Origin of the sequence: Streptomyces sp. NPDC088246, from assembly GCF_044741025.1 — a bacterium.
Classification (GTDB): domain Bacteria; phylum Actinomycetota; class Actinomycetes; order Streptomycetales; family Streptomycetaceae; genus Streptomyces.
In genome coordinates this window covers 76,096-95,560 of sequence record NZ_JBIURV010000016.1, presented here as the reverse complement: position 1 = coordinate 95,560, position 19,465 = coordinate 76,096, and the positions used below count along the sequence as shown (strand labels likewise).

The window sequence follows — 19,465 nt, the reverse complement described above, 5'->3', positions numbered from 1 at the left end:
GGGCTCAGAAAGGTCTGTCGCCGACAATCCCCGCGCGCTCCATCTTGCGGACGGCGGGCCAGTAGTCCTGGACGGCGTAATGCTGGGTGGAGCGGTTGTCCCAGATGGCGACACTGTTCTTCTGCCAGCGCCAGCGCACCTGGTACTCGGGGACGGCCGCCTGGCTGATCAGGTAGTTCAGGAGACTGCCCGCTCCGGGCGCGTAGTCCTGGCCGAACCGCACGTTCTCAGGCGTGTGGTAATTGACGAAGTGCGTGGTGAAGGCATTGACGAAGAGAATCTGCTCGCCGGTCTCCGGGTGAGCACGCACCACCGGATGCTCCGGGTCCGGGAAGCGGGCCTTCAGCTCGTGACGTTGCTCCGTCGGCATCACAGCGCCGAAGGTCGCCTCGATGCTGTGCCGTGCGCGCAGGCCCGCGATCTGCGTCTTGATGTGCTCCGGCAGCCTGCGATAGGCCTCAGCCATGTTGACCCAGATCGTGTCACCACCGACCTCTGGTGTTTCCACGCAGCGCAGCACGGCGCCCATGGGCGGGCACGCGCGCCAGGTTGCGTCGCAGTGCAGCGCGTTCTCGTAGTGCTCGGGTTTGCTGTCCAGATCCTTGTAGATGCGGACCAGCCCTGGGTGGTCGGGGTCGCTGCCGACCACCGGATGGTCCTCCAGCGGGCCGAAGCGCCCGGCGAAGGCGATGTGTTCGGCGCGCGTGATGTCCTGATCACGCAGGAACAGGACCTTGTACTCCAGTAGCAACGCCTTGATCTCGGAGAACAGGTCGCCGTCGCGCGCGGCGTCGCCGAGGTTCACACCGGACAGTTCGGCGCCGATGGTGCAGGTCAGCGGCTCAACCTTGATCGAGGTACGGAGGACGCCCGGACGCACCAGGGCGGGCGTGCCTTCCTTCGGGCGGACGGTCTGGGGCATTGCTCACTCCTGGGGGTCACGTGCGGGGCACGGCGAGCTCAGAGGACGAAGACGGAAGATCCCGTGGTCCGTCCCGCTTCCAGGTCACGATGGGCCTGTACCGCGTCCTGAAGGGCGTAGCGCTGGTTGATCTCGATCTTGATGCGACCTGCCGCGACGTGCCCGAACAGCTCCCCCGCCAGCGCGTCCCGCTCCGCCGGTTCGGCGATGTAGTCGGCCAGCGCGGGGCGGGTCACGAACAGCGAGCCATGGATGGCCAGTTGCATGGCGTCGAGCGGCGGGACTCCGGAGGCCGTGCCGAAACACACCAGCAGGCCGCGGCGTTGCAGCGAGGCCATGGATCCGGCGACGGTGTCCTTGCCGATACTGTCGAAGACGACCGGGACGCCCTTGCCATCGGTCAGTTCACGCACCCGCTCGGCCACGTTCTCGCGCCGGTAGTAGACGATGTGCTCGCAGCCGTGGGCGCGGGCGACCTCGGCCTTCTCCTCGCTGGAGACCGTGCCGATCACCGTGATGCCGAGCAGCTTCGCCCACTGGGAGACGATCAGACCGACGCCGCCGGCCGCCGCGTGGAGCAGCACGGTATCGCCGGAATTCAGCGGGTGGATCCGGCGCAGCAGGTATGCCGCGGTGAGTCCGCGCATGGTCATCGCTGCGGCGGTCTCGCAGCCGATCTCGTCCGGCAGCTTGATCAGTGAATCCGCCGGCATGACCCGCTCCGTGCTGTAGGCACCCAGCGGACTGCCGGTGTAGGTCACACGGTCGCCCTCGGCGACATGCGGCACACCCTCGCCCACGGCCTCGATCACACCCGAGGCCTCCACGCCGAGCCCCGCAGGCAGCGGAGCCGGGTACAAGCCGGTGCGGAAGTAGGTATCGGCGAAGTTGAGTCCGACGGCGACGTGCCGGATCCGTACCTCGCCCGGACCCGGGTCGCCGACGACGACCTGTTCCCACCGCATGACCTCAGGGCCACCGGCTTCATGGAATCGAATGGCGTGTGCCATGACGTGCTCCGTTTGCTCGTGTGTGGGGGCTGTGTGGGGCGGCGGCGGGGCGGGAACCCTGGCCGCCGCCAGGAGGATCGAATCAGCTCTTGAGGTCGCGCAGCATGGAACCGCGCCGGCCGGGGCGGCGGTTGGGCACCATGCCGAGCCGGTCCAGGGTCTCGTCGGCGTCCGAGTACCAATCGCCGATCCTGTAGATCTTCTTCGCCTCCTGTCCGGTGGCGATCTCACGCCCGAGCGCATGGGCGATCTTGACCATCTGCTCGACCTGCTCCACGGAGGACATCCGCTCGCCCTTGTGCCGCCACAGGTTGTCCTCGTTGCCCACCCGCACGTGCGTGCCGAGGGCGATGCCGATCGCGTTCATCGGCGCCACCGCGCGCATGGATGCCTCGATGGTGAGCACGGCGCCGTCCGGGACACGGCGGATGAACTCGATCAGGTCGGCCGGGTGCCGGCCGGCGAACCCGCCGCCGATGGCAACGTAGTTGAGCACCAGCGGCCCGCTGTAGATGCCCTTGCGGATCAGCCGCTCCACGGTCTCCAGCTGTGCCATGTTGGCGAGTTGGAAGTGCGGCTGGATGCCGTTGGCACGGAGCCGCGTGAGGTGCTCGAGGTAGAAGTCCGGCCCGGCCTCGACCACCATGTCCCGATAAGCCTTGTAGTAGCCGGGCTTGGCGATCGAGGTGCCCTCGATGTCCTCGTCGTCGAAAAGCTCGACGATGTTCATCTGGTTGGTATTGATCGCGATCGTCACCTGGTCAGGCCTGGGAGTGATCTCGGCCAGCATGTGGCGAGTGTCGTAGCTGAGCCACTTGGCGTCGCCGCCCTCGTCCTCGGGGGCGAAGGAGATCGACCCGCCGATCTGCAGGACCATGTCCGGCACGGCCTCGCGCAGGCGGGCCATCAGTTCGTTGAACATGGAGATGCGCTTGGATCCGTGGCCGTCCAGCTCACGCACGTGGATGTGCAGCACCGTGGCGCCGGCGTTGTAGCAGTCGACGGCCGCCTGCACATGCTCGTCCATGGTGAGCGGTAGGTCGTCGGCGTCACCGGGCAACCACTCCGGCCCGTAGGGCGCGGCCTGGATGACCAGCCTCTCCTGGTTCTCCGGATACAGGGAGTCGTCGAAGAAGTGCATGGTCCATCTCCTTTGTCGGATGGGTCTTCACTCGCCGCACACATCACTGCCTTCGATGCGAGGCCCGGAGGGCTTGCGAGGAGCGGACGCGGGAATGCAGACGCGGTTCCCGGGCTCGCCGGGGGCTCGGATACGATCGGCGGGCCCGGGAGGGAACATTGGGCTGCGGGCAGGATTTCTGCCCGTTCTCGTGTGATCGGCCATGTCCCTTGCGGTGAGGCAACGTTAAGGGCGGGCCAGGGCGCGCGCTTGACCGAAGGTGACAGAAGACTTGCCGCTTGGGGACATGCTTTGCCCCCCGCGGCCGTCGTCCCCGGACCCGGGCGGGGGCATGCCGGGATTTGGCGTGACCGGCTGTTCCACGCCCCTGCAGAGACCTTGGTGGTCACTCCTCGCCGGAAGGCTGCTGGCTGGTACCGCGGACCCGCCACTCCCTCGGGCTGCAGCCGAACCGCTCGCGGAACCAGCGCGAGAAGGCACTCGGTGCCGAGAATCCCAGAAGTCCGGAGATCTCCGTGAACGAGCGGCGCGGGTTCACCACGAGCTGCTCCGCGAGCTGGGTACGTGTGGCGTTGAGAACGGCGGAGAACGTCTCACCCGAGGCCGCGAGGTGCCGGTGGATCGTCCTTCGGTCGATGCCGAGGCTGTCTGCGACCTGCTCGATCGAACAGCGCCCGGTGGGCAGCAGGACTTCGATCAGCTCACGCACGCGGTCCAGCACGGCTGTGTCCTTCGAGACCGCGATGGACTCGAAATACTGCCGGGCGTAGGTCCGCAGCAGCGGGTCCGACATGGGGTTGGGAGCCTTGAGATCGCTGGCGTAGAAGACGATCCCGTTGAACTCCCGGTCGAATTCCACTACGGGACCGAAGAGGCGCCGGTGGGTACCGGGATCCACCGGCGCGTCGTGCGTGAAGCACACGGACAACGGCTGCCACCGAGCACCGAGAAAGCTGCGGAGAACCCCGTGGAAGGCACCCACGGCCAGCTCCGTGGCCTGGCGGGCGGCCATGGCCTCACCCAGCTCGAGGCTCACCTTGAGGGTGGCCAGGCCGTTCGCCCCGGAGAGCCGGCTGCGGAGCATTTCGTTGTACATGTGCTCATGGCGGACGAGAAGTTCAAGGGCGCTGCGGACATCGGGCTCGTCGCGCAGGACCAGACTGATGGGGCCGAGATTGGAGAAGCTGCGTCGCTCGGCGAGGAGCAGGCCGAAGTCCCCGCGCCGTGAGGCTGCCGCCGAGAGTTCGAGCAGCTGGGTGACCGCCGTGCCGGGGATCCATCTGTCCTGGACCGCGAGGCCGACGGGGTCCAGGCCCACGCGCTTCATCAGGGCTCGCGGATCGATGCCCAGCGACTGGCTGACCTCGACATAGTTGTTCAGCGCTGCATTGCGGACAAGAGGCTTCATGGGCGCGCTCCAGGGGGCTTTGTCCCCAAGTGATAAGTGAGATGTCACGTCACGTCAAGCCATGGGCCACGTCGTGGCCTAGCGTTGCACCACTGCGGTGGGGTTCTCCGCCTGGATACGGCGTCCCGGCCGATCGGAAATCCAGCGGAGAGCACCATCGCAAAAGAGTTCACATGCTGACCTGCCCTGAAAAGGCGGCACGGAATTTCCTGCAGATCAATGAATTCGGGGCAATGACACGCACCGAAGCCGTCAGAGATATTCCGCAAGGAAAGGCGAGAGGTCGTACGGACGATTTCTGTTCCAGTCGGCAATGAGCTCACGAGTCCGAAGAGAGACGTACGACCTGAGGGAGGTCACCATGACGAGCGTGATCAACGTGCTGCGTCGGCCCTGCACCGGGCCGGCCGTGTGGGCGGGTCCGGACCTGGCGGACTCCGAGGAATGGGTCCTGCGGCTCTCGCCGGCGCAGATCGACGAACTCGAGGCGGCCCTGCGCGCGGTGCGTGCGCGGGGCCTTCCACTGCTGAAGATGACCGCCGGCGACTTTCCGCTGCCGACCCTGGCCGGCGAACTGGAACGCATCGCCGACGTACTGGAGAACGGACGCGGATTCGTGCTCGTCAAACGCATTCCGGTCGAGCGATACAGCCAGGCGGCGGCAAGCACCATTTTCTGGGGAGTGGGCCGGCATCTGGGTGTTCCGGTGTCGCAGAACGCATCAGGCCACATGCTGGGCCACGCCCGGGACACCGGCCGTAGCCTTGCCGACCCGGGAACGCGCGGATACCAGACCACAGCGAGGTTGCCGTTCCACACCGACGGATCCGATGCCCTCGGGCTGCTGTGCCTGCGAGCAGCCCGCTCCGGCGCACGGACCGCCGTCGTCAGCTCGGCAGCGGTCTACAACGCCGTCCTGGCACGGCGACCGGATCTGGTCGAGCGACTGTACCGCACACACTTCCTCGATCGCCGGGAGGAGCAAGCCCCCGGCGAGCGCCCGTACGCCGCGGTCCCGCTCGTGTCCTGGAGCGGGGGCAAGCTCAGCATGCGCTACAACCGCTGCTACCTCGAATCCGCACAGCGCTTTCCTGACATCCCCCGCTTGGAGCCGAAGGACGTGGAACTGTTCGACCTCGTCGACGCACTGGCAGGGTCACCGGAGCTCCGGCTAGAGGTCGACTTCGAGGTCGGCGACCTGCTGATCCTCAGCAATCACGCGGTTCTTCATTCCCGCACGGAATATGAGGACTTCGCCGAGCCCGAACTGAAGCGCCACGTCCTGCGGCTGTGGCTGACCGTGCGGCAGGGGCGCAGCCTGCCACCCGACTTCTGGGGAGATCCGCACAGCACCGGCGGCAGTCCCGACCGCGGCGGGGTTGCCCCCCGCGACGTGATCGCGACACAGAACTCCGTGGGACTCGGCGGCTTTCGGCACCAACGATGACCGCCGTCAACCCAGATCGAAGAGGAAAACGCATGAACAACCTCGCCACGCTTCTGACCCGATCCGCCCGGGCCGACGGCGACCGCGTCGCCGTTCGCCAGGATGAGATCGCCCTCACCTATGCCCAACTCAACGACGCGAGCGCCCGGTTCGCCACACTGTTGCAGACCAAGGGCGTCCGGCCGGGCGACCGCGTCGCGTTGGTCATGCCCAACGTCACCTGTTTCCCGGTCGCGTACTACGGCATCCTCCGCTGCGGTGGCGTGGTGGTACCGATGAATCCGCTGTTGAAGGCCCGTGAAATAGCCTTCACACTCCGGGATTCCGGATCGCGGATCGTGGTGACACTCCCGCGGTGCGCGGACCAGGTCGCAACGGCCGCGGCGGAAGTCGGGGCCGACTGCCTGGTCGCCGACTCGACGGCGTTCGACACCCAAGTGCGGGCCGCCGAACCGATGCCCCACGTCGTCGACCGGGCAGAGGACGACACTGCCGTGATCCTCTACACCTCGGGCACGACAGGAACCCCGAAGGGCTCCGAGCTGACCCACCGCAACCTGCTGACCAACGCGGCCACCGCGACCGAGACGCTGCTCCACGTCAGGCCGGGCGACGTACTGTTCGGGGGCCTGCCGCTGTTCCACGCCTTCGGGCAGACCTGCGCTCTCAACACTGCCGTCGCCGCGGGCGCCACTTTGACCTTGCTGCCGCGGTTCGAGCCGGCCAAGGCGCTGGAGATCATGCATCACGACGGGGCCACCGTCTTCCTGGGCGTCCCCACGATGTACACAGCCCTGCTCCGCACCGAGATCCCCGACGGCTACGACCTGTCACCACTGCGCCTGGCCGTTTCCGGCGGCGCTTCCTTGCCGGTCGAGGTACTGCACGACTTCGAACGGGCATTCGGCGTCGCGGTGCTGGAGGGCTATGGGCTGTCGGAGACTTCGCCCGTCGCGTCGTTCAACCCCCCGGACAGGCCACGCAAGGCCGGCTCGATCGGCCTCCCGATCCGCGGGGTCGAGCTCAAGGTCGTGGCGGACGACGGCACCTCGGTGGGCCCGGGCGAGGTGGGTGAGATCGCGATCCGCGGCGACAACGTGATGAAGGGCTATTGGAATCGTCCGGATGCGACCGCGGATGCCATCCGGGACGGGTGGTTCCACAGCGGCGACCTGGCCCGAGTCGACGAGGACGGCTACTACTTCATCGTCGACCGGAAGAAGGACCTCATCATCCGCGGTGGATACAACGTCTACCCACGTGAGATCGAGGAGGTGCTCTACGAACACCCGGCCGTCGCCGAGGCCGCAGTGGTCGGCGTGCCGCACGCCAGCTACGGAGAGGAGATAGCCGCCGTCGTGACCCTCCGGGACGGTGCACGGATCACGGCCGATGAGATACGCGACCATGTCAAACAGCGGGTGGCGGCCTACAAGTATCCACGGATCGTCACATTCACCGACGCACTCCCCAAGGGAGCAACGGGCAAGATCGTCAAGCGGGAGATCGTCGTCGAGCAGAAGGCGTCCACGGACTGAACCGATCTGGTTCGACGGCGGCAACCGCGGGAAGACGCTGCGTGCGCAGCGCGGTGGGCGTGCCCGCAGGTACGGACGGCGTCGCCGGTGCAGGGCGGCACGCGCCCCCGTGCGGCGGAGCACCTCGGAGTGGTGCCCCGGCGTGCGTGGCCGCCCTGTCAGTTCTGGAGTTCCCCGAGCCAGCGCAGGGCGCTCCGGCTCGGCAGGAAGCAGTACTCGCCACCGCGGGTGACGACGAAACGCGGCAGTGGGGTGAGGCGCCGTCGAAGCGGTCGCCGGGGAATGGTGAAGCCGGTGACTCCGTCGTGGGATCCGGTGACGGGGTCTTTGGTGTTGCCCGCGCCGAAGAAGACGCCGTCGTTCATCCATTCCGACTGGACGAACTCGAACTGCCGCCCGAGGTGGGCTCCGATGAACGCGAACATCAGGCCGCGGTCGGTCCCGTCCTCCTCCAGGACCCCCTCGGGCAGCGGCGGACCGTAGGCGGCGCCGCGTCTGATCATGCGGTGCAGTCGCACTTCACCCGCCACCGAGGCGTCGCGGGGGTTGGCCCGGCGGATGTGGCAGCCGCCGGGCGTGATGAACCCCGCAGGATCGTCTCGCTCGTACAGGAAGGTGTTGCGGCGGTCCTCGTCGGTACCAAGAGCGGGGTCGTCGCGCTGCGGACTGAGCGCGAGGGGGGCTCCGCTGCGCCAGCGCCCCATGATCTTGGCCGCGAGCAGTTCCTCGTCTTCGGGAGAAGTGGCGTTGTCCTGCAGATAGCGCCGGAACGCGGCGACGTTCTGGTGGAGCTTACGGAAGACCGCGTAGCTGCCGTTGCGCCCCAGCACCTCCGGCTGCGGGGTCTGGAGACCGCCGATCTCGTCCCGGTAGCCGAGCACGAACTCCCCGGCCTTCAGCGGCGACTCCAGCCGGTTCGACCCGGCGATGCCGCTTCCTTCGACGGCTGGATGGCTGACGCCGTCGCGATAGCCGAAATGCTCGGTCTCGGTGGGCAGCGCGTAACAGTCCTGCCGCCAGATCGCGGTCACACCGGAAAGGTGGTCGTACGCGGGGCGAGCCCGATCGAGGGCCGCCTCCAATCGTTGGGGGTCGGGCGCGACCGCCGTGAGCACCACATGGACATCCGGCGTGCCCAGCGGCGCTTCCCAGTTCTCGGGGCTGCTCTCGCCGACATCGCCCAGCGTTCTGGCCCGGGCGGCCATCCCCTGCCGGAACTCCCAGGCGAACGTGTCCAGTGATGCGCGCGGCACACCCAGGGCCTCCAGACCGTGGCAGGAGACCGCGACACTGACCCAGGTATCCCCCCGGGAACTGACCGAGTCGGCGGCGGAGGTCACCACCGCGCTCGCGCGCCGCATCAACTCCCGCCCATCCGCCCGGTCATCGACGCGGAACACAAGGTAGGTTGCCGCGTAGGGAGTCGGCCGAGGGCTGAGAACCCCGCGCTGAATGTCGTCGAGTTCCAACGCGACTTGCGTAGGCCCGCTCACGGTTCGCCTCCCCGCGACACTACTTCGAAACGAGGTTCCGCCAGAACCTCTGCAGACTTTCGTCGCCACCGAACAGCGAACTGAAGATCGTGGAGTCCGCCAGCAGCACATCGCCGGCCCGCTCACCGCTCGGAGGCATCCACAGGAACATGTTGAACTCGGTGTTGCCGGCCTCGGTGAACGGATGCGGCCTGGAGGTGTCGATCGGCTGCCTGGCCAGCACATGGATGACATCCGGCTCGTCGGTCGTCACGGCGTAATGCGGCAGGTGCATATGGAAGTTGAAGTTCGTCACCCCGTCCAGCCACCCTTTCGCGTCCAGGTCCCTGACCGTGGAGAGCGGGGCGATCTTGTTCTTCTCCCGCACCGCGGGGCGCAGTCCGTAACGGTTTTCGACCGGCACCGCGAGGCCGTGCATCAAGTCCCGCACGTAGGTGGCAAATCGCTGCTGGCGGGGGACCAAGAGATCGCCGTGATGGTGGTACTCCACGTCCCGCACGGCCAGATCGTCCGATGCCCCGACATCATGGTGAGGCCCCAGGACCAGACGGGCGTCCTCCCGGCCGAGGAAGGCCCGCAGTGCCTCAATCTCCTCGGGCCGGGCCTCCTGCCCGGTGACCATGTGGTCCAGCCCGAACACGAAGAGAGTGTCGGTGTCGGCCAGTACGCGCTCGTCGAGCGGAGTCCGGAATCCGGCCTGGTCGATGCGCTGATACACCGGCACGGGGTGCCCGGTGACCTCCTCGACGAACTGCTGAAACGGCACCCAGGCCCAGAAGAACAATTCCAGCGAGCCGGCGATGCCCTGCTGGAAGCGCAACGGGTCGGACCACTTCGGATCCTCGTAGGCAGGCCACGCCACCCGCCTGACCTCCGTCATCGTGGAGAACCGGTTGTCCAGTTCAGCCGGATTTCTGCCTGCCTCGGCCGGATAGCTCCACGAGACGTAGATGCTCACCCGTCGCCGACCAGGGGTGTACTCGCGCGGGACGTGGTTCTGGTTGTAGGTGCGCGCGGTCCTGACCTCGCTCATCTCGTCTCCGATCCGCAATGGGGCATGCACACGGCAGCCCGCTCTCACTGCAGCTGGTCGAGCATCTCCGACAGGGCACCCTTGATCCGCAGAGCCTTCTTGATCTCATCAGCGGACACGTACGGGTACTCCCCGTACTCGATGAAGCTCGGGCAGTGGTGTTCGCGCACAAACCTGACGAACGCCTCAGGGTTGGTCCGCCAGTCCTCGGGGAATCCTTCGAGGTTCTCGAAGGCCGTGTTCACCCCCGCCTTGCCGAAGAGCGCGATGGCGTCCTCGGTGTACTTGTCGAAGTCGGTATCGAAGATCCCCTGATACATGAAGCGCGTGTCGTCGTCGAAGAGCACCCAGCGCAGATAGTGCAACTTCAGTGGCGCAAGGAGAGAGGGGTCTTCCTCCAAAGCCTTGGCCAGAGTGTTGCCGTAGGCACGCATCGCGTCGGCCCGGCCCGGCTTGACCTTCGCGATGATGGTGAACCCGTAACACGCCGGTGTCTTCGGAAACACGGGGCCGTATTTCCCCTGCTCAAGTTGGTCGATCTCGGGGATGACGGCCGCCTGCGGCTTGATCTCCATGTCCGCTCCTCCCGCCACCTGTCGACCGGGAACAATCCCCCTGATTGTCCCACGCAGCAGGCCCATCCGCCTCGTGAGCAGCACTGTCATGGTCCCGGTCGCGCGTGCGGGCAGCACCGTCGGCAGCCTGGCCGGATCCCGGCAGGACATTGTTCTTCGCGGCATCGCTCACCGAGTGCATGGGGCTGCCCCGCCCCTGGGGGCAGGACCAAGTACGTCGACCTTGCCGACAGGCCTGCAATGAGCGACGATCAGGCGCGAGGTACTTCACCTGCGAGAGGGGATCCGTGTCCGACGTCAAGGCCGAGCTCGACCAGCTGATGCACTCTTTCCTCGGTGCGTTCACCAACACCGGCGATAGCCGGCCGAACGTGGACGCTGTCCGTGAGGTGTTCATTCCACAAGGAATGATTGTCAATAACGTCGGGGACGAGCCTGTGATCTACAACCTCGACGCGTTCGTCGAGCCCCGGGAGAAGATCCTCACCGATGGGACGCTGACGGAGTTCTCCGAATGGGGAGTTGCCGAGCGGACCGAGATTTTCGGGTCGATCGCGCACCGATTCAGCGAGTACCGCAAGTCCGGTTTCCTCGACGGCGAGTGGTTCGAGGGATCCGGCCGCAAGACCACCCAGTTCGTCCGGACACCGGTCGGCTGGAGGATGAGCTCAATGGCCTGGGATGACGCATAGGGGGATCTCCCCTTCTGCGCACCGCACGGCCGGGACGCCATGACAGTTGCCCGTGGCACAGGAGTTGAGCGGGCTGTCGTGAGTCCGCCCCGCTCCCCGCGCTGACGAGGGCGGACTGAGCGACCTGCCGCCGCGCCACCTCAAGCACGGTTGCAGTACACCCTGGTGATCAGGCGTGGGGCGGCAGGTGGGTGGCCGGGCAGGCCCCCTGCTGCGGGAGACTGCCCGGCCGGACTGCGTGGCTACCGGACGTCGTAGGCGCGGGTGATGGTCTGGGTGACCGCGTTGCCGTTGGAGTCGGTGAGGGTGGCCTTCAGCATGACCTGCTTGCCGGCGGCGCCGGTGTGGTCGAGGACGGCCGTCCACTTGCCGTGCTGCTGCTCGGTCGGCGCCTGGGTCCAGGTGGTGCCGCCGTCGTAGGAGTAGGACAGCGAGGCCGCTGTGATCGTGCCCGGGGTGTACCCGGCGTGGCCCTCGGCCGACAGGCCGACCTTGATGCCGCTCTGCGCGGGCAGCGTGTTCGTACCGTCCACCGGCAGGTCATACGCTGGGAAGAGGATCGGCAGGCCGCGGGAGTAGACGTCCGGCTCCAGGTGGGAGCGGAAGCTCCAGGTGGTGGTGACATCGGTGGAGCGCAGCCAGTTCCGGTCCGAGGTCGGGATCTTGGACAGGTTCTGGGTGAGCTCGTACGCGGAGTCCTCAGCCGGCACCTTGAACACGTCGTACGGATAGGCGCTGGTGGCGATCTGCTCACCGTTGCGCTTCAGCACCAGGTTACCGAGGTCGCCGAACGACCCGCCGTAGGACCAGTGGTCGCCGGAGGCGTCGAGCCAGAGCGCGCTCTGAAAGCCGATCAGATCGCCCTGCCGCTCGGCGGCCAGCGCCAGCTTGCCGGCGGTGTCACGCGGCGCGGCCGGCCGCAGGAGACCGTGGTACCACTCCTCGGTACGCCGCTCTCCGACCTGGTAGGTGCGCTCCTGGTCGCTCATGAACGCGGCCCACGGGAAGCTGGTCATCGCGCCGTGGAACCAGCTGTCGTCGCCGGTCGTGTAGTAGGCGGTACGGGTACCCGGCACATGGACCGGGTCGAACAGGCTCACCGTGACACTGGTGTTGCTGCTCCAGGAGGGACGGATGAACAGCCCGTCGATGTAGTCGGCCTCCTTGCCCATCGCGTTCCACTTCTCGGTGACCTGGGCCAGCTTGGAGTCGCTCGGCTGGTAGACCCGGTCGGACTGCAGCGGGCCCTGGGTCGGGAACGAGAGGTTGTAGACGTAGGACGAGCCGCCCTGGGAGCCGGTCGCGCGCCAGGTGGGCCGGAACTCGAAGGAGCCCTTCTGAGCGCGCCCGTCGACGGAGGCGTAGAACTTCTGCACGGCGCTGCCGGCCATGAGCGATCCGCTCAGCTGCCAGGTGTCGTCCCACGTGCGGGCGTAGCTGAACGTGGTATGGGTCACCGCCGAGGGGCGGTCGGTGTGCAGGCTCAGCCGGTGGGCCTTGCGAGCGTCGAGGACGACCGTGGTGTCACGGGTGATCCGCAGCTGCGGGCGTCCGAGGTAGCCGATGGATTCGGCCGCGTTGTTCGCATCGTAGGTGGCCACGAAGCCGGCGAGGGCGTAGTCGCCCGGGCGCACGCTGTACGTCTGCTCGGTCGCGCCCTGGTTGCTGCGGCGCTCGCCCTTGTCGGTGTCGAGGCTGACCAGGTCCAGGGAGGAGGCGCCGGTCGCGGGCTTGCCGTTGCGGTCGATGACCTTGACCCGGAGGGTGACCGTTTCCGGCTGGACGTAGAGCGTGACCGGCACGGAGACGTGCGCCCTGCTGCCGGTGGCCATGATCCGGCCGGTGACGGCACCGTACTGGGCGGCCTTGAGATGGGCGGTGGGGTCCATCCGCACCGGCACCTGGACGGTGGCCCCCGCGGGAACGGTCACCTTGCCCTGCTCCAGCTTGATGACGCCGGAGTTGACGTCGCTGCCGTCGTTGCCGCGCACACCGCTGACCTTGAGACTCAGGGCGAGGTCGTCGGAGCTGGTGTTGGTGAAGGGCACCTGCACGGTGGTGCGGTCCGAGGAGTCCTGCGGCCAGTTGTAACTGCCGCCCTGGACGGCGGGCGCGGAGAGCACCTTCTGGTGCACCGCCGCGAACACGTCAAGGACGCCGGACCCGGTCTGGTCGGCGCCGGCGACCTTGCCGTCGGTGCGGGCGGAGGAGACGAGGGCGGCCTTGATCTGCTGCGCGGTCCAGTCCGGGTGGGCCTGGCGGACGATGGCCGCTGCGCCCGCGACGTGCGGGGTCGCCATGGAGGTGCCCGACATCGTCTGGTAGGCGTAGACGCCGCGTCCGCCCGCGTTGGCCGCCGAGATGTCGACGCCGGGGGCGGCGATCTCGGGCTTGAGGGTGTGGGTGACGGCCACCGGACCGCGGCTGGAGAACCACGCGGTGGTGTCGTCACGGTCGACAGCGCCGACGGTCAGCACGCCGGGCGCGCAGCCGGGCGAGGAGACGGTCTCGATGCCCGAGCCGGCGTTGCCGGCGGCGACGACGAACAGGGTGTGCGTGTTCTGCGAGAGCTGCTTCGCGGCCTCGGCCAGCGGGTCGGTGCAGTCGCCGATCGCGGGGTTGCCCAGGCTCATGGAGACGACATCGGCCTGCTGGTCGACGGCCCACTGCATACCCGCGATGATCCAGGAGCTTGCGCCGGAGCCGCCGTCGTTGAGGACCTTGCCGATGAGCAGATCGGTCCCGGGGGCGACACCCTTCTTGCGGCCGTCGCTGGCCGCTCCGGAACCGCCGACCGTGGAGGCGGTGTGGGTGCCGTGACCTACCCGGTCGTTGGTGCTGTTGGAGTCCGTGAAGTTCTTGGACGCGGCGACCCGGCTCACCAGGTCCGGGTGCTCGGCGTCCACGCCCGTGTCCAGCACGGCGACCTTGGTGCCCTTGCCGTCGTAGCCCTCGGCCCAGGCCTCCGGCGCGTGCACCTGCTTGGTGGAACGGTCCAGCGTGGCCTTGACCTTGCTGTCCAGCCACAGCTTCTTCAACGTGGAGGCAGAACGTGAGCGGGTGTCGGTGACGTCCTGCCAGAAGGTGGCGGCGGTGTCCTTGCCGGCCTTGAGCGCGACGCCGTCCACAGCCGGGAGGGTCAGGCCCCGCTCGGCCCCACGAGGGGCCGCCGGCGCGCTGTCGGCAACGTTCACACTGTTCCGGTAGGTGGCGATGAGCGGCAGCGTGTCGGTGTGTGTGTCGTCGTATCCCTGGCGGATCAGCCCAGTGACGTTGAACAGCTGCTCGTCGACCTTGCCCTCGGCGATTGCCCGGGAGGCGCCCTCCGGGTAGACATAGAGGTCCTTACCCATCTGAAAGGTCTGCACAATCGGCTGTGTGCCGTCCTCGCGGGGCAGCACGGCCGCCGAGCTGCGGCCCGACGTGTCCGTGGTCACCAGCACCTTGTCGCCGGTGATGAGCGTGACCGCGACCTGCTTGCCGCCCGTTGCTGCGGCACCGCTGCCCGTGACGGGTCTCTTTCCCGAGGCACCGTCAGGCGGCGTATCCGCCGCCCCGGATGGTGCGACCGCAGTGACGGCCAGGACGGCGGCGGTCGCCGTGCCCAAGGCTATACGCGCTATGGGATGCATGAGTCTCCCTACTTGAACCGTGAACATGCTGCGGCTGCATCCTGGCAGACATACGGATCACTTAGCGTTGCCGTGCGTGACGGGTTTCCCACGTGGCGGTATTCCGTCACGCGGTCAAGTCAATTGGTTCGTCAGCTCGGTGAATCTTCAGGTCCGGCAGGTGGGGGTACACTTCGCCGGGCCGACGCTCGCCCGGATGATCTCGCCGGAGGGGGCCCGCGGGCACATTCCCCCAATCCTCGCCCAGCAGCAGGCCGTGGCCTCCCTCAAGCTCCTCCCGTGACGCCGATACCTCCGGATCCGTGCGGGCTCCGATCCGCCGCCGGGGAACGGGCCCGGCGGCTCATGCGCGAGGTGCGGGTCGGACCACGCGTCGGTCGTGGCTCGCCGGGATGCGAGGTTGCGGGCAAAGGGCTCCGGCGACCAGGCCGGCAGGCAGATCCCGGACGCGACGCAGGCTCCGCACTCCGTCTCCGGGAGCCACTGCAGCCGCGTCAACCCCTCGGCGTGCAACTCCTCGGCCAGGTCGAGGTCGCCGAGGCAGTGAACGTCTGAGAGAGCGATCCTGGTTGGGGGGCGGCCGGCTCACCCGCGCCCTGCACGCCGTCGAGGTCGCCGCTGACCGGTCGCCGACGTTGACAGCCACCGGACCACCGCGGGCAACGGATTCACCGGCGGGCGGGCTCGCCGTCGTCCTGTCCCTCCTCGACAACTCGGCCTTCCGGCCCAGATCTGAACGCGTATTCGTTCAGCCTCGGCGCCGGTCTCGGCTTCGCGGTGCCGTACACAGTCGAGACCGCCGCCGCGCGCCGACCCGACACCCTCCCCCGGATACATCGCCGGCGTGATCGCCGGTGTCGTCACCATGGCCGCCGCCATCGCGATGTCGCTCCTCATCCCCAGGCCGCCGAGAACCGATAGGGACTCGGTCAGGTACCTGTCGGCGTGCGTGCGCGTGCCGCCGCTCCGGTAGGTATCTCCAGCCCGGTTCACGGGCCCGCCGACGGTGAAGCAAGAACCCGCCAGGAGTTGGCGGCCTACCTCGCAGGGGACCACCAACAGATGGAAGGTCCTCGGCTGTCAGGCCGAAGAGGAGGTCAAAGCCAGCCCGCACGCGCAGCGTGCCATCCGAGTTGCAGGCGCGACTCCACTCCGGCAAGGTCCATCAGATGGCGTATCCGCCGCTCCACGGTACGTATGGAGAGACCGAGTTGGGATGCCGCCCGCCGGTCGGAGATCCCTGCCAGCAGCAGAACGAGGACCTCCAGTTCCTCCTCTGTCGGCTGCTGATCGGCTGCCGACTCCTCGTGCACACGCGTGGTAGTGGTATGCATCGGCCGGGCCTGGGCCCATTCCTTCTCGAAGAGATGGACCAGGGCCGTCAGCAGGCCGCTGTGGTGCACCACGATCGCGCTCGGCTCACCGCCGAGGTCCGCCATGTCCAGTGGCACCATGGCGCGCTCCCGGTCCGACACAACCATCTTCAGCGGCAGCGAATCGACCACGCGAAGCTCGAGGCCTGCCGTGACGGCCGCCCGCACGTCCCGCACAACGTTGTGACCGTCGAGGTAGTTCTTGGCAGCCACGACCCGGAAGTCGACCCCGCGGTCCAGCGCGGAACTCTCCGACGTGTCGGTATCCTCGCGCGGCACCGCGATGGGCTCGCCGACGAGGAAGACAAGCAACTCCCGCTGGGCGCCGCGCTGCAGTTGGTGGAACCGGTGTGCGACCTGCTCCACGCCGACGACCACCTCCACGACACCGCCCGCAGTGTGTGCGGCGGTACTGCGGTACTGCTCGGTCAGCATCGAGAACGCGGTCTCGGCCTGGTGCAGTGCGTTGCGCTGCTCGACAAGGAGCGGGGCCAGGGCCACCGAGGGCGGTGTGAGCCGGTAGCGGGCAGGTTGGAGGTCGGCCTCGCAATCGGCCGAGTCGGGTGCCCCGCTCTCGGCCTCGCTGGCGACGGCCACCAGGCCGCGCGCCGCCAGGTCAAGCAGGATGCGCACGCTCTCGGCCTTCTCGAGTCCGGTCTGCCGGGCGAGGTCCTGCGCGGAGGCTGTCGGGTGGGCCAGCAGTGCCGTGTAGATGGCCTCTTCGTCCGGGCCCAATCCCAGCGCCTGCAGCATCCGGCTCCTCCTCGGGCGGCCACCGTGTCCGGCCCTGGCGCAGCTCGCGTGCACCGAGCGGATTCTTCTCAGCCGAATCCTATCTCTCTGTCAGATTGCCGCCATTGGCAGTTTGCCTGGTCGATACCCCGGCCAGGATGCCGATCACCCGAGCTCTGGCCTGCTCGAAAGCCGACGTGCGCGAGGTCCTGATGGCGCTCCTCGCCTGCGAACCCTACCTGGCACCTACCGCCCGGACTCCCGCTGATCACCGACAAGGCGGGCCGGCTCCCCCGCCGAGGCCACGACGTCCGACACCATCTTCCTCCAAGGGCTGCTCGACGCCGAGGACGACCTGACTCATTGCAGGAATCGTCGGCCCGCTCCTGGCAGCAGCCGGGTCCGGTGTCAGCTGTCGAAGCCGAGACCGAAGCGGTCCAGGGTCTTGAGCCAGAGGTTGCGCCGGCCCACGTTCTCGTCCGCGCGGGCGAGGGACCATTTGGTGATGCCGATTCCCAGGGAGCGGACCGGCTCCGGCGGGAAGGGCAGGGGCTTGCTCCGGACCATCTCCAGCGCGGTGCGCCGGGTGCGGTCGCCTGCGAGCAGGTCGAGCATGACCTCCGCGCCGAAGCGCGTGGCACCGACGCCGAGTCCGGTGTAGCCGGCGGCGTAAGCGACCTTCCCGCGGTGACTCGTGTCGAAGAACACGCAGAAGCGGGTGCTGGTGTCGATGGCGCCGCCCCACGCGTGCGTGAAGCGGACCCCTTCCAGTTGCGGGAAGGTCCGGAAGAAGTGCCGGGCGAGGGTGGCGAAGGTCTCCGGCCGCTGGTCGCACTCGGCGCTGACACGGCCTCGGTAGCGGTAGACGGCGTCGTACCCGCCCCACAGAATGCGGTTGTCCGCGGACAGGCGTACGTAGTGGAACTGATTGGCACTGTCCGCGAATCCCTGTCGGTTGCGCCAGCCGACGGAAGCCAGCTGTGCATCGGTCAGTGGTTCCGTCATCAGGGCGTAGTCGTACACGGGCACGGTGTACGGGCGGTGGCGGCGGACCAGGGAGGGGTAGGCGTTCGTGGCGAGCGCCACGCGCGCGGCGTCGATGCGGCCGTAGGGGGTGCGGACGGCGATTCCGGAGCCGGCCTCGGTGAGCTCCGTCGCGGGAGTGTGCTCATGGATGCGCACTCCGAGGTTCAGACACGCCTGCTTCAGGCCCCAGGCCAGCCTGGCCGGGTTGACCATGGCGACGTCGTCCTTGTTCCAGAGGCCGCCGAGGAAAGTGGGTGAGTCGATCTCGGCCCGTACGGCGTCGGCGTCGAGGAGGACCGGGCGGCCGCCGGACCGGGCGGCGCTCTCGGCCTCCTCCGTCAGGCCCGCGACCTGATAGGGCTCGGTGGCCACGACGAGAGAGCCGGTGCGTTCCCAGGCGCAGTCGATCCCGTGCCGTTCGATCGTGTCCTCGATGGCCTGGAGGTTCTCGCGGCCCAACTGCTCCAGCAGACCGATCTCGTTCGGCCAGCGCTGCAGTCCGTTGTTGAGGCCGTGGGTGAGGCTGGCTTCGCAGAATCCGCCGTTGCGGCCTGAAGCCGCTCCACCCACCACCTGCGCCTCGATCAGCACCACGTCGGCGGACGGGTCGCGCTCCTTGGCGATCAGTGCGGTCCACAGTCCGCTGTATCCGCCGCCGACCACGAGGAGGTCGCAGCGGATAGCCCCGACGAGAGCGCGGGCTGCGCGGGGCCGGTCGCGGTCGTCCAGCCAGAAGGGGATCGGTTCGGCGTCCCGGAGCGAGATGAGGGGGTCCATGAGGCGGCTCCTTCGGATTACGGAGGAACGTGCCTCCGAAGTACCGCCATCAGACCGTTTGAGGGATATAACGTCAACGATGTTGTCGTAAGAGCTCGCGGCCGGCCCCGGGCTCATCGACCCCGGCCCCCTTGGTCTCGGCTCCGTCGGCCAGGTCGATCCGGTCCAGCATCTCGTCCCCCTTGAGCGGGACCATCACCCACGGTTGCCTCACGCTCTCCCTCCTGATCCCCCTGTGAGCGAACTGCTGCGGGTCGAGGGCGTCTCGATGGCCGTCAACTACGGGCTGAACAAGGTCCGTTTCCCCTCTCCCGTGCGGGTCGGCCGACGAAAAGCGTGGAGCCGGAGCAATCTCCCGCAGGTCGCCGCGAGGGTCGCCGGTGGACTCCCGGCCCGCCCGCGCACGGCCGATGAACTCGGCGGCGAGGGTGAGCAGCTACCGGTACGAGGAACTGCGGTCAACAGCCGGAGCTGCGCCGAGCCGTCGCACCGAGAGGGCGTCAGCCCCGCGCGACCACCCTCAGGGCCGTCCCCGACGATCCGCCGCTCCGACAGCACGGCACCCTGCGGCCGCCTGCGCCCCACCACCCCTCAGTGATCGCGCCTTACGACAACAACGTTGACATGTAAATGGGCACCTCGGTTGCATGACCGTTCGACGCATCC

Annotated in this window: 14 protein-coding genes and 1 pseudogene; 4 read left to right on the top strand and 11 right to left on the bottom strand. The window is 67.9% G+C overall.

What is annotated here, in order from left to right; genetic code table 11:
- Positions 1–4: 4 nt before the first annotated feature.
- The 4 genes from ACIPEK_RS22590 to ACIPEK_RS22575 form a co-directional block, all read right to left on the bottom strand.
- Positions 5–922, bottom strand: a complete 918-nt coding sequence (locus ACIPEK_RS22590; RefSeq protein WP_401998834.1) for a TauD/TfdA dioxygenase family protein — start codon at positions 920–922, stop codon at positions 5–7.
- Positions 923–960: 38 nt separating this feature from the next.
- Positions 961–1,932: a quinone oxidoreductase family protein gene (locus tag ACIPEK_RS22585; protein ID WP_401998832.1), complete on the bottom strand. Its 972-nt coding sequence runs from the start codon at positions 1,930–1,932 to the stop codon at positions 961–963.
- Between the two features lie 82 nt (positions 1,933–2,014).
- Positions 2,015–3,073 carry a 3-keto-5-aminohexanoate cleavage protein gene (locus tag ACIPEK_RS22580; RefSeq protein WP_401998829.1) on the bottom strand — a complete coding sequence of 353 codons (1,059 nt, stop codon included), beginning with the start codon at positions 3,071–3,073 and terminating at the stop codon, positions 2,015–2,017.
- Between the two features lie 385 nt (positions 3,074–3,458).
- On the bottom strand, positions 3,459–4,481 hold the full coding sequence (locus ACIPEK_RS22575) for an AraC family transcriptional regulator (protein WP_401998826.1): 1,023 nt from the start codon (positions 4,479–4,481) through the stop codon (positions 3,459–3,461).
- A 361-nt stretch (positions 4,482–4,842) separates the two neighbouring features.
- Here ACIPEK_RS22575 and ACIPEK_RS22570 point away from each other — a divergent pair, with 361 nt between their 5' ends.
- Positions 4,843–5,928, top strand: coding sequence for a TauD/TfdA family dioxygenase (locus ACIPEK_RS22570; RefSeq protein WP_401998823.1), 1,086 nt, complete (start codon positions 4,843–4,845; stop codon positions 5,926–5,928).
- A 32-nt stretch (positions 5,929–5,960) separates the two neighbouring features.
- Positions 5,961–7,466 (top strand): long-chain fatty acid--CoA ligase, encoded by a 1,506-nt coding sequence (locus ACIPEK_RS22565; protein ID WP_401998820.1) that lies wholly within the window; start codon positions 5,961–5,963, stop codon positions 7,464–7,466.
- Between the two features lie 158 nt (positions 7,467–7,624).
- On the opposite strand, the gene ACIPEK_RS22560 is transcribed toward ACIPEK_RS22565, so the two are convergent.
- From ACIPEK_RS22560 to ACIPEK_RS22550, 3 genes are read right to left on the bottom strand one after another with little or no spacing between them, the layout of a single operon-like run.
- On the bottom strand, positions 7,625–8,959 hold the full coding sequence (locus tag ACIPEK_RS22560; RefSeq protein WP_401998817.1) for a Dyp-type peroxidase: 1,335 nt from the start codon (positions 8,957–8,959) through the stop codon (positions 7,625–7,627).
- A gap of 19 nt (positions 8,960–8,978) precedes the next feature.
- Positions 8,979–9,992 (bottom strand): hypothetical protein, encoded by a 1,014-nt coding sequence (locus tag ACIPEK_RS22555; protein WP_401998814.1) that lies wholly within the window; start codon positions 9,990–9,992, stop codon positions 8,979–8,981.
- Between the two features lie 44 nt (positions 9,993–10,036).
- The gene (locus tag ACIPEK_RS22550) at positions 10,037–10,567 is read right to left on the bottom strand and encodes a hypothetical protein (protein WP_401998811.1); all 531 of its coding nucleotides are present in this window, start codon (positions 10,565–10,567) and stop codon (positions 10,037–10,039) included.
- Between the two features lie 287 nt (positions 10,568–10,854).
- Here ACIPEK_RS22550 and ACIPEK_RS22545 point away from each other — a divergent pair, with 287 nt between their 5' ends.
- Complete coding sequence (locus ACIPEK_RS22545) at positions 10,855–11,259, top strand: DUF4440 domain-containing protein (protein WP_401998808.1); 405 nt, start codon at positions 10,855–10,857, stop codon at positions 11,257–11,259.
- A 242-nt stretch (positions 11,260–11,501) separates the two neighbouring features.
- Here ACIPEK_RS22545 and ACIPEK_RS22540 read toward each other — a convergent pair whose 3' ends face one another.
- The 4 genes from ACIPEK_RS22540 to ACIPEK_RS22525 form a co-directional block, all read right to left on the bottom strand.
- Positions 11,502–14,891: a S8 family serine peptidase gene (locus ACIPEK_RS22540; protein ID WP_401998805.1), complete on the bottom strand. Its 3,390-nt coding sequence runs from the start codon at positions 14,889–14,891 to the stop codon at positions 11,502–11,504.
- Between the two features lie 1,097 nt (positions 14,892–15,988).
- Positions 15,989–17,017 (bottom strand): helix-turn-helix domain-containing protein, encoded by a 1,029-nt coding sequence (locus ACIPEK_RS22535; protein WP_401998802.1) that lies wholly within the window; start codon positions 17,015–17,017, stop codon positions 15,989–15,991.
- Between the two features lie 387 nt (positions 17,018–17,404).
- Complete coding sequence (locus tag ACIPEK_RS22530) at positions 17,405–18,799, bottom strand: NAD(P)/FAD-dependent oxidoreductase (RefSeq protein WP_401998799.1); 1,395 nt, start codon at positions 18,797–18,799, stop codon at positions 17,405–17,407.
- 73 nt (positions 18,800–18,872) lie between these two features.
- Positions 18,873–19,013, bottom strand: coding sequence for a hypothetical protein (locus ACIPEK_RS22525; protein ID WP_401999102.1), 141 nt, complete (start codon positions 19,011–19,013; stop codon positions 18,873–18,875).
- On the opposite strand from ACIPEK_RS22525, the pseudogene ACIPEK_RS22520 reads away from it, so the two are divergent.
- Positions 18,994–19,130: pseudogene (locus ACIPEK_RS22520) on the top strand (MaoC/PaaZ C-terminal domain-containing protein); the annotation flags it as partial. The gene ACIPEK_RS22525 and the pseudogene ACIPEK_RS22520 sit on opposite strands and share 20 nt — an antisense overlap.
- Between the last annotated feature and the right edge of the window lie 335 nt (positions 19,131–19,465).